The sequence below is a fragment of the Rhodococcus sp. ACPA4 genome, assembly GCF_002300185.1.
In the GTDB taxonomy this organism is placed as follows: domain Bacteria; phylum Actinomycetota; class Actinomycetes; order Mycobacteriales; family Mycobacteriaceae; genus Rhodococcus_F; species Rhodococcus_F globerula.
Window position 1 is genome coordinate 1,654,567 of record NZ_NSDY01000001.1, and the last position, 13,207, is coordinate 1,667,773.

The 13,207-nt window shown below is 62.3% G+C and carries 13 protein-coding genes; 4 read left to right on the forward strand and 9 right to left on the reverse strand.

All coding sequences use genetic code 11. The annotated features are described in order from the left end of the window. Positions 1 to 18: 18 nt before the first annotated feature. The 6 genes from CJ178_RS07460 to hisD all read right to left on the reverse strand — a co-directional run bounded on the left by CJ178_RS07460 (position 19) and on the right by hisD (position 4,731). Positions 19 to 315, reverse strand: a complete 297-nt coding sequence (locus CJ178_RS07460) for a DUF2470 domain-containing protein (RefSeq protein WP_033230913.1) — start codon at positions 313 to 315, stop codon at positions 19 to 21. Further along, entirely contained in the window at positions 302 to 1,456 is a 1,155-nt protein-coding gene (locus tag CJ178_RS07465) for an MFS transporter (protein ID WP_230589946.1), read from the reverse strand. Before CJ178_RS07465 ends, CJ178_RS07460 begins: the two co-directional genes overlap by 14 nt. A gap of 62 nt (positions 1,457 to 1,518) precedes the next feature. After that, positions 1,519 to 1,668, reverse strand: a complete 150-nt coding sequence (locus CJ178_RS32715) for a hypothetical protein (RefSeq protein WP_033230914.1) — start codon at positions 1,666 to 1,668, stop codon at positions 1,519 to 1,521. Next, entirely contained in the window at positions 1,665 to 2,279 is a 615-nt protein-coding gene (hisB, locus tag CJ178_RS07470; protein ID WP_033230915.1) for an imidazoleglycerol-phosphate dehydratase HisB, read from the reverse strand. The genes CJ178_RS32715 and hisB overlap by 4 nt, the downstream gene beginning before the upstream one ends. Beyond that, complete coding sequence (locus CJ178_RS07475; RefSeq protein WP_095886457.1) at positions 2,276 to 3,412, reverse strand: histidinol-phosphate transaminase; 1,137 nt, start codon at positions 3,410 to 3,412, stop codon at positions 2,276 to 2,278. The genes hisB and CJ178_RS07475 overlap by 4 nt, the downstream gene beginning before the upstream one ends. Next, positions 3,409 to 4,731, reverse strand: a complete 1,323-nt coding sequence (hisD, locus tag CJ178_RS07480) for a histidinol dehydrogenase (protein ID WP_092800465.1) — start codon at positions 4,729 to 4,731, stop codon at positions 3,409 to 3,411. The genes CJ178_RS07475 and hisD overlap by 4 nt, the downstream gene beginning before the upstream one ends. Before the next feature lie 335 nt (positions 4,732 to 5,066). On the opposite strand from hisD, the gene CJ178_RS07485 reads away from it, so the two are divergent. The 3 genes from CJ178_RS07485 to CJ178_RS07495 are packed head-to-tail and all read left to right on the forward strand — an operon-like array spanning position 5,067 to position 10,025. Further along, positions 5,067 to 8,240 carry an arabinosyltransferase domain-containing protein gene (locus CJ178_RS07485; protein ID WP_257013353.1) on the forward strand — a complete coding sequence of 1,058 codons (3,174 nt, stop codon included), beginning with the start codon at positions 5,067 to 5,069 and terminating at the stop codon, positions 8,238 to 8,240. Between the two features lie 49 nt (positions 8,241 to 8,289). Beyond that, the gene (locus tag CJ178_RS07490; protein ID WP_095886459.1) at positions 8,290 to 9,576 is read left to right on the forward strand and encodes a glycoside hydrolase family 1 protein; all 1,287 of its coding nucleotides are present in this window, start codon (positions 8,290 to 8,292) and stop codon (positions 9,574 to 9,576) included. A gap of 8 nt (positions 9,577 to 9,584) precedes the next feature. Beyond that, on the forward strand, positions 9,585 to 10,025 hold the full coding sequence (locus CJ178_RS07495; protein ID WP_095886460.1) for a nuclear transport factor 2 family protein: 441 nt from the start codon (positions 9,585 to 9,587) through the stop codon (positions 10,023 to 10,025). An 8-nt stretch (positions 10,026 to 10,033) separates the two neighbouring features. Here the strand turns inward: CJ178_RS07495 and CJ178_RS07500 are convergent, their stop codons facing one another. The 3 genes from CJ178_RS07500 to CJ178_RS07510 are packed head-to-tail and all read right to left on the reverse strand — an operon-like array spanning position 10,034 to position 12,401. Continuing rightward, positions 10,034 to 10,582, reverse strand: coding sequence for a dihydrofolate reductase family protein (locus tag CJ178_RS07500; protein ID WP_095886461.1), 549 nt, complete (start codon positions 10,580 to 10,582; stop codon positions 10,034 to 10,036). After that, entirely contained in the window at positions 10,576 to 11,232 is a 657-nt protein-coding gene (locus CJ178_RS07505; RefSeq protein ID WP_095886462.1) for a nitroreductase family protein, read from the reverse strand. Before CJ178_RS07505 ends, CJ178_RS07500 begins: the two co-directional genes overlap by 7 nt. 56 nt (positions 11,233 to 11,288) lie before the next feature. Beyond that, positions 11,289 to 12,401, reverse strand: coding sequence for a GGDEF domain-containing protein (locus tag CJ178_RS07510; RefSeq protein ID WP_095886463.1), 1,113 nt, complete (start codon positions 12,399 to 12,401; stop codon positions 11,289 to 11,291). A gap of 161 nt (positions 12,402 to 12,562) precedes the next feature. Here CJ178_RS07510 and CJ178_RS07515 point away from each other — a divergent pair, with 161 nt between their 5' ends. Next, complete coding sequence (locus tag CJ178_RS07515) at positions 12,563 to 13,192, forward strand: LysE family transporter (RefSeq protein WP_033230922.1); 630 nt, start codon at positions 12,563 to 12,565, stop codon at positions 13,190 to 13,192. The last annotated feature ends 15 nt before the right edge of the window (positions 13,193 to 13,207 follow it).

Genomic DNA, 13,207 nt, shown 5'->3' on the forward strand with positions numbered 1-13,207 from the left:
CGTCTGACGCTACTGCGATCAGTGCTCGGGCCTCGCGACACCAAGTTTGTTGTACGCGTCCATACACAGAGCAACCACTTGCGTCCGGATGGCGGCGCGGTCCACTGCCGGCTCGGGCCACGGAACCTTCACGAGCTTTTCCGTCCCGTCGACCTCGGCAACCCACTCGCCCGCAACCGAATCGAGTCCCACCATTCGCGCGCTGGTCGCGGTCGGCTCCGCGAAAGCCCGAACGATCATCAGATTGTCGCTCGTGTGATCCGCATTCATATGAGCGGTCACACCGGCGATAACCGTGTCGTCAAAGGTTGTCATAACTCCGGATCTTAGAACCTGCCGTGTGGTTGTCCGGTTTCGGATCGCCCCGCCGGCCGATCGATGTGCCGGCCACAGCGAGTGCCGGGATCAACGCGACGACACTTGCCGAGACGATGAATACCCACGTGTATCCCGACGCCGATGCCACAAATCCCAGCGCAATCGCGCCGATTCCAGTTCCGGCGTCGTATGCGATGTTCCAGATCGCGCTGGCCGATCCGATGCGTTTCGGACCTGCCGCCGAAAAAGCCATGACCAAGGATTCATTCTGCACAGCACCGAATCCGAACCCGAAAAGCACTGCAGCGCCGATCAACACCACATTCGCACCGTCATCGACACTCAGGGCGAACAGGAGGAGACCGACTGTCGCCGACACCAAGGCCGGTGCGAGCATCTTGCCGCTACCGAATCGATCGGAGATCAATCCCGCTGAGTATCGACCCACCAGCATGGACCCGCTGGCCGTCGCCAGCACCACGCCGGCGATTGCGGCACGATCCGAAATTGCGATGGGCAACAGTGAGGACAAGCCGCCGAACGACGCTGACACACACGCAAGCGCGACCACGGGGACGATCACCGTGAACACACTCACTCGCGCAGATGTGCCGGTTGGCTGAGCGCGCAATTTCGGCAAGCGGGTGATGGCGATTACCGCGAGCGCCGGAACCACGGCACCCAAAACGAAGACTGGTGTGGCCGACCATCGTGCCGCTATCGCCAAACCCAGTGGCAACCCTGCCATTTGAGAGGCTGCAATCGCGATACCCTGGGCTCCGGTAGCTCGGCCCAGTATCCGCCTGGGCGCCAATTCCGCGACCAGCGCGCCGCCGGCGACCGTGAGCAAACCGAATCCGACACCGCGCACTGCCGACACCGACAACGCCGCAATCGAATCGGAAGACATCAACAGCACCAGCGACGGTGGCCCGAGCAACAGGCACCCCGCAGTGAGTACAGGACGATAGCCGCGAGTCCTCAACAAGCGCGGCACCAGCAACTGTGTCAGCACCGTAGCCGCCATGAAGACGCCCGTCACGGCCCCGGCCAAGGCGTCGGAGCCACCCGACTGCGCCACCACCAACGGAACAACCGGAAGCAGTAACGACCAGCCACCAAATGCGGCAGCAGCCATGACCAGGACACTGATCATCCCCGGGGTTCGGAGTAACCCCGGGGATGATGTGCGTTCGACCATCAGATGCGCAGCGCGCCGGCTACCGCTGCAAGAATTGCCAGTGCCAGAAGGATTCCCGACGCCAATTTGTTCACCTTGAACATCGAGTAGGCCCCGCCCACAGCGATTCCCGCGCCGATGAACAACAGATAGGTAAAGAGGACGCTCACAGAGTGCCCTTCGTCGAAGGCACGCCGCTCACGCGCGGATCCGGCTCGACGGCCTCACGCAGAGCGCGAGCAACAGCCTTGAACTCGGCCTCCGTGATGTGGTGCTGATCGCGTCCGTACAGAACCCGAACATGCAGGGCGATACGAGCATTGAGCGCGATCGACTCGAAGACGTGGCGGTTGATCACCGCGTGGTACGGAACGCCGGGGTACCCGCCGATGACGGAATGCACCATGTAATCCGGTTCCCCGGTATGCACGCAGTACGGACGGCCGGACACGTCGACGGACGCGTGCGCGAGGGTTTCGTCCATCGGGATGAAGGAATCACCGAATCGGCGAATACCCTTCTTGTCCCCCAATGCCTGACCCAACGCCTGACCGAGAACGATGGCGGTGTCCTCGACGGTATGGTGAGCGTCGATTTCGACGTCACCTTTCGCCTGAACACTCAAGTCGAAGCTGGCGTGCGTACCCAACGCGGTGAGCATGTGGTCGAAGAACGGAACGCCGGTGGAAACGTCGACAATGCCGGTCCCGTCCAGGTTCAATTCGACGACGATGCTGGATTCTCGCGTCGTTCGTTCGATCCGCGCAATGCGATCGCTCATGCCGTTTCTCCTGCGTTGATGAGTTCTGTACCGGCGATCTCGTCACTGGCTGTGATGAACGCGTCGTTCTCGGCTTCGAGTCCGACCGTCGCCCGCAGATATCCGGGGATACCGATGTCACGAATGAGGACACCTCGATCGAGGTAGGCCTGCCACGCCTGCGCACTGTCGGTGAATTGACCGAACAAGATGAAGTTCGCGTCACTGGGAATCACTCGGAAACCGGTGTCCGCCAATGCCTTCGATACCCGATCACGCTCGGCTGACAATGCGTGAACGCTGGCGAGGGTCTCGTCGGCGTGACGCAGCGCAGCGCGCGCGGCAGCCTGTGTGACCACCGAGAGGTGATACGGCAAGCGCACCAACAACAATGCATCGATGAACGCGGGGGCGGCAGCCAGGTAGCCGAGTCGGCCACCGGCAAACGCAAACGCCTTGCTCATCGTGCGTGTGACCACGATCTTGGTGGGGAACTCGTCGATGAGCGTCATCGCGCTGGGGGCGGCGGAGAACTCGGCGTAAGCCTCATCGACGATCACGATGCCCGGTGCCACCTCGAGGATGCGTCGCAGTTCCGCGATGCCGACACTGTGGCCGGTCGGGTTGTTGGGACTGGTCACGAACACGACATCCGGTCGACGTTCCGCGATCACGGTGACGGCAGCATCCACGTCCAATGCGAAGTCATCCCGACGGAAGACCTCGACCCACTCGGTATCGGTGCCGTCCGCGATGATCGGGTGCATCGAGTACGAGGGCACAAATCCCATCGCGCTACGTCCAGGACCGGCAAAGGCCTGGAGTAGTTGCTGCAGGATTTCATTCGATCCGTTGGCCGCCCACAGGTTGTCGACGGTGACCGGTACACCCGTCTGCTTCGACAGATACGCAGCAAGATCCGTCCGCAGCGCCACAGCGTCGCGGTCGGGGTAACGGTGCAGTTCCTTGGCCGCTTCACGCACGGATTCGGCGACGTCATCGATGAGCGCCTGCGTCGGCGGATGCGGGTTCTCATTGGTGTTGAGCTGTACGGGAACCGTCAACTGCGGAGCGCCGTACGCGGACTTACCGCGCAGGTTCTCACGAATCGGGAGCGCGTCGACCGAAATCGACGCTCCGGGAGCGGCACTCATCGCAGAGCCTCGAACCGCAGACGCACAGCCTCACCGTGAGCCGGCAGGTCTTCCGCATTGGCCAGCGTGATGACATGTCCGGCAACATCTTTCAATGCCGATTCGGAGTAGTCAATCACGTGGATGCCGCGCAGGAAGGTCTGCACACTCAGTCCGGACGAGTGACGCGCACAGCCGGCCGTCGGCAGCACGTGGTTTGAGCCGGCGCAGTAGTCGCCGAGGCTTACCGGCGCCCACGGACCGACAAAAACCGCTCCGGCGCTGGTGACCTGAGCTGCGACACCGGTGGCGTCTTCGGTCTGGATCTCGAGGTGCTCGGCCGCGTAGGCGTTGACTACGCGGAGACCGGCTGCGACGTCCGAGACCAGAACGGTTCCGGACTGGCTTCCGGTGAGGGCGGTGGTGACGCGCTCGCGGTGTTTGGTGATCTCGAGCTGCGCGGCCAGAGCCTTGTCGACCGCGTCGGCCAATTCAACGCTGGTCGTGACAAGGACGCTGGCGGCCATCACGTCGTGCTCGGCCTGGCTGATGAGGTCGGCGGCAACGTGGACCGGGTCAGCGGTGTGGTCGGCGAGGATCGCGATCTCGGTGGGACCGGCTTCTGCGTCGATGCCGACCAGTCCACGGCACAGACGCTTTGCGGCAGTGACATAGATGTTGCCGGGACCGGTGATGAGGTCGACCGGGACAAGCTCGGTTCCGTCGGTGTCGGTTCCGCCGTAGGTCAGCAGGGCAACGCCCTGCCCGCCGCCGACGGCCCACACCTCGTCGACGCCGAGCATGGCTGCGGCGGCAAGAATGGTGGGGTGCGGCAATCCGCCGAAGTCAGCTTGGGGCGGCGAAGCGACAACCAACGATCCGACGCCGGCGGTCTGAGCCGGGACGACGTTCATGACAACGCTCGACGGATACACGGCATTGCCGCCGGGAACATAGAGACCAACACGCTCGACCGGAACCCAGCGCTCGGTGACCGTGCCACCCGGAACGACCTCGGTGACGGTGTCCTTGCGACGCTGATCGGCGTGCACCTTGCGGGTGCGCTCGATCGCAACCTCGAGAGCTTCCTTGACTGCGGGGTCGAGTTCGCGCAGTGCGCGTTCGAGCTCAGCTGCCGGAACGCGGACCGAAGACGGGCGAACGCCGTCGAACTTCTCGCCGAACTCGAGAGCAGCTTCTGCGCCGCGATCGCGAACGGCCTCGACCATCGGGCGAACCTGATGCAGCACCGCATCCACATCCACTCCACCTCGCGGAAGCGCGGCACGAAGTTCGGCCGTGGATGGGGTACGACCACGCAGGTCGGTGCGGGCAAGCATGAGAGTTCCTCTCGTACGCAAACGGGGGACCTGTGTCTCGCGGAGAGAACACAGAACTGACGTCAATTATTCAGGATAGTCGCACCCTGTTAAGCACCGGTCCACCTGCGGCGCTCAGCGACCACCCGCCATCGCCGCCAGTGGCGGCGGTCACGGTCGATCGGCGTCGCGGGATTAGGCAAATTCCACATCCGACATTTCGAAGGTCGCTGTGTTTATAACAAACGCGTCACGCACCGCTAGGGTCGAAAGTCGTGACAGACAGTGACGTGGCCGTGGCCGCACCTCCCAACCCGCCGATTCCGCAGCGCGCCGCACGGCAGTCGCACGCAAGGATGGTGGCAATCGTTGCCTCCATTCTCGGAATCCTCGCGTGTGTTTCCATACCGTTCCTGCCTATCCAGCAGGACACGGCCGGCATCAACTGGCCACAGGCCGGTTCGACGACCAGCGTCGAATCCCCCCTCGTCTCGTACACACCGCAGCGGTTCGAGGCCTCCATTCCGTGCGCGTCGATAAACGAGCTGGCAGCAACGGGTGGAACCCTCGTATCTACCGCGCCCGCAAGCGCCGCCGATGCGCGTCGCTACGGGTTTGTCGCTACGGTGTCGCCCGCATCGGCAGATGCACCCGCACGCGTCGACGCGATCCTGCGCGACGAGGTTGTGTTCTCGGGACCGCTCGACGAACTCCCCGGCGGTTGCGCGCTGACGGTGCTCGCCGAGCCCACCCGGACGACGGTCTCCGTCACCGGGTCAGAGCCACGGATTCTCGATGGTGACCACCGGCCGCAAGTTGTCGGCGTGTTCAGCGACCTGAACACCGCTGCCGCCGGATTGGACGTCTCGATAGACTCCGACTCCCGATTCACGTCGAGCCCGTCGACGATCAAAACGCTCGCCATGATTCTCGGTGCGCTGACCGCGATCATCTCGCTCGTCGCGTTGCACCTCCTCGATAATCTCGACGGCCGTCACAGCCGCAAATTTCTGCCGACGAGGTGGTGGAAATTCACCCGCGTCGACGGTGTTGTCATCGGAACATTGGTGCTGTGGCACTTCATCGGAGCCACGACAACCGACGACGGCTACCAGTTCACGATGGCCAGGGCAGCTGAGCAATCCGGGTACATGTCGAACTACTTCCGCTGGTTCGCCGTCCCGGAAACACCGTTCGGAACTCCCTACTACAACATCCTCGGACTGCTCGCGCACATCAGTCCGGCAAGCCCGTGGGTCCGGCTACCGGCACTGGTGGCCGGCGTCGTCGCGTGGCTTGTCATCAGTCGTGAGGTCGCCCCGCGCCTCGGCGCAGCAATCCGCGGAAACCGTCTTGCTCTCTGGACCGGCGCGCTCGTTTTTCTCGCATTCTGGCTCCCGTTCAACAACGGATTGCGCCCCGAACCGATTGTTGCACTCGGCGTTCTCCTGACGTGGTGCTCGATCGAACGCGCCATCGCGACACGTCGACTCCTGCCGGTTGCCGTCGCAATTCTGATTGCCGGGTTCACGTTGACGGCAGGTCCGTCCGGACTGATCTGCTTCGCCGCGCTGATCGCCGGCATCCGTCCCGTCATCGGCATCATCGTCGAACGCGCTCGGACCACCGGTTACCTCGCTGCCGTCGGACCGCTTCTTGCTGCAGGACTGTCGATTCTCATCCCCGCCTTCGGCGATCAGAGCCTGGCCGCCGTCATCGAAATGCAGCGCGTTCACTCGATCTCACCGAACGCCCCGTGGTTCGACGAATACCTGCGCTACCAGTACCTGCTCAACATCTCCGTCGACGGATCACTGACACGGCGCTTCGGCGTGTTCGTCATGTTCCTGTGCCTTGGAGTCTGCACAGCGATGATGCTCCGCAAAGGCGGCCGCATCCCCGGATTGGCCGCCGGCCCGCCGCGGCGAATTGTCGGTCTCACCATCGGCGCGCTGCCGCTGCTGATGTTCTCGCCCACCAAGTGGACGCACCACTTCGGAATCTTCGCAGGGCTGACAGCAGTGCTCGCAATGATGACGGCAGTTGCGGTCGGAACCACCCTTCTGCGTTCCCCGCGCAATCGCGCGCTGTTCGCCGCAGGCGTGCTGTTCCTGCTCGCAGTGGCGTTCACCGGCAGCAACAGCTACTACTACGTCTCGAGCTACAGCGTTCCCTGGTGGGACAAACCCGTATCGATCAGTGGGCTCGGCGCGAGCACCGTTCTCCTCGGGCTGACCGTGCTGATGCTCGGGGTCGCCGCGTGGTTCTTCTTCCGTGAGCCGTACACCGTCGGCAAGGAGATGTCGCCGCGTCAGGCTCGCCTGCTGGCCATCTCACCGCTGACCGTCGCGGCCGGTGCCATGGTTCTCTTCGAAGTTCTCTCGATGTCCAAGGGCGTGATCAGCCAGTACCCGGCCTATTCGGTGGGTCGCGCGAACGTCGACGCGGTGCTCGGACAACCCTGTGGACTAGCCAACGACGTCCTGCTCGAAACAGATCCGAACGCATCGATGCTGGCTCCGTTGTCCGGCGACATCGCAACCGCACTTTCAGCCGGCGGCGCCACCGGATTTGATCCGAACGGTGTTGCCGGCGACCTCAGCGCCGACGAGGAAGCGACCGCCACCGGTGGTGCCAACACTGTCGACAGCGACGAGACCACGGCCGGAAACTCCGCCGGAACCGGTGGTGGCGCTGGAGTGACCGGCGTCAACGGCAGTTCGGTCGCGTTGCCGTTCGGCCTCGATCCCGCCACAACTCCGGTGATGGGCAGCTACGGCCAAGCCGCACCGGGCACCCTGACCAGTGGGTGGTACCAACTTCCCGACCTCAGCGACAGCGGCACCCGCGGCGACATCATTTCCGTCGCCGCAGCCGGACGCGTCCGATCCGTCGACACCGACGGCATCGTCACGTACGGGCAGAACGTCGAGGTCGAATACGGCACCGCGCGAGGTGCCGATGACGTCGAAATCGGTGGCCGAATCGCACCTCTCGACATCGGCCCGTCGCCGTCGTGGCGCAACCTTCGCGTTCCTCTCGACCAGATTCCTGTGGAAGCCAACACTATTCGTCTTGTTGTCAGCGATCTCGACAGCAAGGACGATCAATGGGTAGCGGTTACTCCGCCGCGTGTACCGCAAACACAGAAACTGCAGGACGTTGTCGGTTCCGACGCTCCCGTGATGTTGGATTGGGCTGTGGGTCTGGCCTTCCCGTGCCAACGGCCGTTCGATCATCGCGTCGGCGTTGCCGAGGTTCCCGAGTACCGCATCCTGCCCGATCACAGCGGCGCACTCGTGACCACAGCGTGGCAGGACCACTTCGGTGGTGGTCCGCTCGGGTGGATCGATCTCCTCGTCAGTGCGCAGACCATACCGTCGTATCTCGACAACGACTGGGATCGCGACTGGGGTTCGATCGAGAAATACACTCGACTGGATCCCGCGGCGGTACCCGCGGAACTCGACGAATCCCGCGTGCAACGTTCAGGTATGTGGACTCCCGGTCCGATGACGATTGAATTCTGATCCTGCAAAAGCCACCTTTCTGGACACCTGTATGACCTAACCTCCCATCATGGGAGTCACGTCACGGTCGATTGCCGCCGCCCTACTCGCCCTCGTGATCGGGGTGGCGGCATCGCCGGCGCAGGCATCGGGAACTCCTTCCGAGGAGTTCCTGTGGGGCGTTGCCACTTCCGGTTTTCAGTCGGAGGGTTCCTCCCCAGACAGCAACTGGTCGAGGTACTCCGCATCGGGTCGCACCCACGACATCATCGGCGACTCGGTCGACTTTCGGCACCGCTTCACCGAGGACATCGACCGCGCGGCAGATCTGGGCGCGCAGGTGTTCCGCTTCGGCGTCGAATGGGCGCGGGTGCAACCCTCACCCGGAACGTGGAACGAGACCGAATTCGGATACTACGACGATGTTGTCGCGCATATCCTGGCCCGCGGAATGACGCCGATGATCACTCTCGATCACTGGGTATATCCGGGTTGGGTCGTCGATCAAGGTGGGTGGACAAACCCGAAAACCGAAGCCGACTGGCTGACCAACGCCGAGAAGGTGGTCGCGCGATACTCCGGGGTCGGCGCATTGTGGATCACGATCAACGAACCGACGGTGTACGTGCAGCGTGAGTTGACGTACGGCGGAATCACGCTCCCCCAGGCACCCTTGATGTTCGACGCACTTGTTCGAGTGCACCGATCGATCTACGACCGCATCCACGTCCTCGACCCGGGCGCTCGCGTCAGCAGCAATTTCGCGTTCATTCCGGGTGTCTCGGAGGCAATCGACTCCGTGTTCACCGATCGGGTCAGCGACAAACTCGACTTCCTCGGTATCGACTACTACTACGGTGTGGCACTGGACAACCCGACCGCGGCCTACGCCGCGATCGACGAGTTCTACAACGTCACACCACAGCCCGAGGGTTTGTACGACGCACTGATGCGCTATTCGCGCAAGTACCCGGAACTCCCCCTCTACGTCGTCGAGAACGGAATGCCCACAGACAACGGAAATCCTCGCCCCGACGGGTACACACGCTCGAATCATCTGAGCGACCACGTCTATTGGATGGAACGCGCCCGCGAGGACGGCGCCGACGTTATCGGATACAACTACTGGTCCATCACCGACAACTACGAATGGGGTTCGTACCGGCCACGTTTCGGCCTGTACACCGTCGACGTCCTGACCGATCCCACCCTCACCCGTACCCCCACCGACGGCGTGGAGACGTACCGGAACATCATCGAAGACAACGGCGTCGGGCCGGATTACGTACCCGTGAAAGCTCCCGCATTCTGCTCGCTTGTCGATCCCCCACTCAGTTGCACCAACACCACGCGATAGGAACTCTCATGTCCACGTTCGGAAAGACCGTCGCCACTGCAGCCATCTCTGCAGCAATGATTTTTACCGGTGCTTCACTTGCCCAAGCCGCACCGGACTCACCCCGTGAGGCAGAAGCCCGGGCCTACATCGACGCGTTGGTCTCTCACGACGTCACCGACGTGCACTTCGCGCCGGACGCCACGCGCGTCGAAGCAGGCATCCAAACCGGGTTCTCGGGCCCTCAGTTGAGCGCCGACCTCGATCACGGTCTGCAGTACACCGTGATTCAGTCCGTGCGTGATCTTCGAATGACCGAAGAGGGGGACGTCGTGACCGCCGTCTATCTCCTCGATGCCGGCGTTGCCGACACACGCTTGATGACGGTCGAGATCCGGGAGACATTCGAGATTCGCGACGGCCTCATTCACGTCATCGTGGCAGATATCATGCCCGTATCGCTGTCCTGACTCAGTCCCTACCTCACTCTGTATCGCAGATAGACAACTCCGCTCCGAAACGCCTTCTGCTCCATCAGTTCGAGGTCGACATTAACGTCGGCAGACAATGCGCGCAGTCCGCTACCGACGATCACTGGGCAAAGGAACAGGTGAATCTCGTCGACCAGACCGGCGGCCAGCGCATGCGCTGCCAGTGTGGGACCACCGATCGAAATATCCTGCGTCGCGCTTGCTTTCATCGCCCGCATGGCTTCGGAGTCAAAGGTTCGCTCGATACGGGTTCGCTGAGTCGACGGCTCCGCCAGCGTCGTCGAGTACACAACTTTGTCCGCTCGGCGCCAGATCCGAGCGAAGTCTTCGGCAATCGGGTCGGGATCTGCCATCGTTTCCCACGCCGCCATGATCTCGTACATCCGGCGCCCGTACAGGTGCGTGCCCACGTCACGTTCGAGGTTGTTGGCAAAGCCGTGTACCTCGGCGTCCGGCATTGCCCAGTCGAAGTTCCCCTCCTTGTCGGCAACATAGCCGTCGATCGAGCAGATCGCCGAGTACTCGAGGTTCACCATCGGTCAAGGTGCAGAATGTTGTCGATCGGCTCGCGTGCCGCCGGTTTGAATGTCTCTCCCGTGAAGTACGCGGTGGGTACCAGCGCGCCCTGGTGGAAGCCCGCCGGGATTCCCAGGATTTCTGCGACTTCGGCTTCGCGCGCAAGGTGCAGTGTTGTCCACGCCGTTCCCAATCCGCGGGCGCGCGCCGCCAATGCGTAACTCCACGCCGCGGGAAGTAACGATCCCCAGAGTCCCGCCTGATTACCGGCAGGCAAGGTCCGCTCCGCCTTGATGCACGGAATCATCAGCACCGGAACTTCACCCATGTGTTGGCCGAGCCACTCGGCACTACTTCCGACACGCGCTTGGACTGCAGCCCGATCCGGATCGTCACTGAACAACTGCGCCGGATCCCCCTGCGACGCCAAATAGCTCTCCGTGACATCTTTGTAAATGTCGCCGATCTGTCGACGCAGTTCGGGGTCGGTCACCACCACCCATTGCCATCCCTGGCGGTTCGATCCCGACGGAGCTTGCAACGCGATCTCCAGGCATTCCTTGATCAGATCCAGAGGAACGGGCCTTGTCAGGTCCAAGCGCTTTCGTACCGTGCGCGTTGTCGTCAACAATTCGTCGGGCGTCAGGTCCAGAACCGGAAATTCACTCATCAATCGATCATCGCATCGACGGGACGAGCGGCGCTGGAAATGTGGCTCAGTGTGGACTACTGCGCTGACACATCAGCCACGACGCGGTTGCGACCGTCCGACTTCGCCTCGTACATCGCTTTGTCTGCACGAGACAAAGCCTCCTTGATCTGTTCCTGCCCCGTCAGTTTCCCGTGCGCGCCCGACGCGAGTTGTGCAACACCGATACTGACCGTGATCGGAACGTCGTCGGAACGCACGGCGACCTCCCCCCGAATCGCTTCTGCAAGTCGCGTGAGCCCTGCTATATCGCCGCGCACCGCGATAGCAAACTCATCGCCACCTGTTCGAGCTACTGCCGCGTCCACGCCGACGACTCGTTCGAGTCTGCGCGAAAGCAACCGCAACACCGTGTCACCGCCGTCGTGACCGGACCCGTCGTTGACCGCCTTGAAGTTGTCGATGTCGAGCAGTAGCACGCCGGATCGACCAGGCCCACGCTCTTCCGCAATCTGCATCCACAATTCGAAGCCTCGCCGGTTGAGGAGTCCGGTCAACGGATCACGATTGGCATTCGCAAATTGAGTGCGGTACGACGTCAGCATGCCCGCCGAGAACGACCTGAGTAGGACAAGCGTCGCATTGACAGCGATCACCGACGTTGCCGCCCTCGCAAGAATTCCCGCAATATCGTGGTATCCCTGACGCCACGTGAGAACGGCAAAAACTGCGATCACACAACTCGTGAAGACCATGTGCACCACGGTCGCCGCCCACCGGACAAAATGCGCCACGTACACACTGATCACCGCAAACAGAGCTGTCCCGTACAGCGCCAATTCGTGATTGGCGAACGTCGCCAGTACTACGGTCACACCCAAATCTGCATAGAGAACGAAGTACGTGCTCGCCCGTGGAACGGAATGATGTCCCATATCCCGGTTCCACCAGATGATGCCGAATCGAATTCGACTGACCAGATACGCTGTCGGAAGAGTACTGACCAGGACCAGCACCGCAACAATTCTCCGGAACGCAGTGTTCTGACCTTCATCGGAAAACGCAGCACACACCCCGACAAGAGCAAAAACGGGAACCAGCACGGCGATCCCGTAACGCATACGGGTTTCGGAAACCTCGATCTGATTACGAATCAACGAACGCGGCCCTGCGTCACCGCCAAAATTCATCACGCCGATCCCCCGCCTGGCAAATATTCAGACAACAAGAACGAATGTACCGTGCCGGAACGGTCGGTACCACTCCGAACCCACCAACACGTACAACTACACTTCTTCGGAGTCCCGTCACCATCACGGGCCGCATACCTTCCCAGCCGAAAGGCAAAAGTATGAGTTGGCACGTCTGGTTGGCATTCTTCGGCGCAAGCTGGGTGATCAGTCTGTCCCCCGGCGCCGGGGCAATCGCCTCGATGTCCTCCGGTCTGGCCGTCGGACTCCGTCGCGGCTACTGGAACATTCTCGGATTGCAACTCGGACTTCTCCTGCAGATCGGAATCGTCGCGGCCGGCGTCGGCGCGATCCTCGCCAACTCGACGGCGGCGTTCTCGATCATCAAATGGCTGGGCGTCGCCTACCTGGTGTATCTCGGAGTGCGGCAGTGGCGGTCCGCTCCCAGCGAGATAACCACCGACTCCGAAGCCGCGCGGCGCTCCGGTCCGATGATGATGGTGCGTGGGTTCCTGGTAAATGCCAGCAATCCCAAAGCCGTGGTGTTCATGCTCGCAGTTCTTCCGCAGTTCCTCGATCCGAACGCGCCACTGGTACCGCAGTACCTGATCATCGCGGCGACCATGTGCGCGGTCGATGTCGTCGTGATGACCGGATACACCGGACTTGCGGCTCGGGTCCTGCGGCTCATGCGGTCACCGAAACAGCAGAGAATCACCAACCGTGTTTTTGCCGGACTGTTCTTCGGGGCGGCAGGCTTCCTGTCGAGCATCGGCCGCGCCGCGGCCTGACTTACCGGTGGCAGC

Coding starts and splice junctions, on each gene's coding strand:
- CJ178_RS07460 (WP_033230913.1), bottom strand. CDS start 315: ATGACAACCTTTGACGACACGGTTATCGCCGGTGTGACCGCTCATATG.
- CJ178_RS07465 (WP_230589946.1), bottom strand. CDS start 1,456: ATGGCTGCTGCCGCATTTGGTGGCTGGTCGTTACTGCTTCCGGTTGTT.
- hisB (WP_033230915.1), bottom strand. CDS start 2,279: ATGAGCGATCGCATTGCGCGGATCGAACGAACGACGCGAGAATCCAGC.
- CJ178_RS07475 (WP_095886457.1), bottom strand. CDS start 3,412: ATGAGTGCCGCTCCCGGAGCGTCGATTTCGGTCGACGCGCTCCCGATT.
- hisD (WP_092800465.1), bottom strand. CDS start 4,731: ATGCTTGCCCGCACCGACCTGCGTGGTCGTACCCCATCCACGGCCGAA.
- CJ178_RS07485 (WP_257013353.1), top strand. CDS start 5,067: ATGGTGGCAATCGTTGCCTCCATTCTCGGAATCCTCGCGTGTGTTTCC.
- CJ178_RS07490 (WP_095886459.1), top strand. CDS start 8,290: ATGGGAGTCACGTCACGGTCGATTGCCGCCGCCCTACTCGCCCTCGTG.
- CJ178_RS07495 (WP_095886460.1), top strand. CDS start 9,585: ATGTCCACGTTCGGAAAGACCGTCGCCACTGCAGCCATCTCTGCAGCA.
- CJ178_RS07500 (WP_095886461.1), bottom strand. CDS start 10,582: ATGGTGAACCTCGAGTACTCGGCGATCTGCTCGATCGACGGCTATGTT.
- CJ178_RS07505 (WP_095886462.1), bottom strand. CDS start 11,232: ATGAGTGAATTTCCGGTTCTGGACCTGACGCCCGACGAATTGTTGACG.
- CJ178_RS07510 (WP_095886463.1), bottom strand. CDS start 12,401: ATGAATTTTGGCGGTGACGCAGGGCCGCGTTCGTTGATTCGTAATCAG.
- CJ178_RS07515 (WP_033230922.1), top strand. CDS start 12,563: ATGAGTTGGCACGTCTGGTTGGCATTCTTCGGCGCAAGCTGGGTGATC.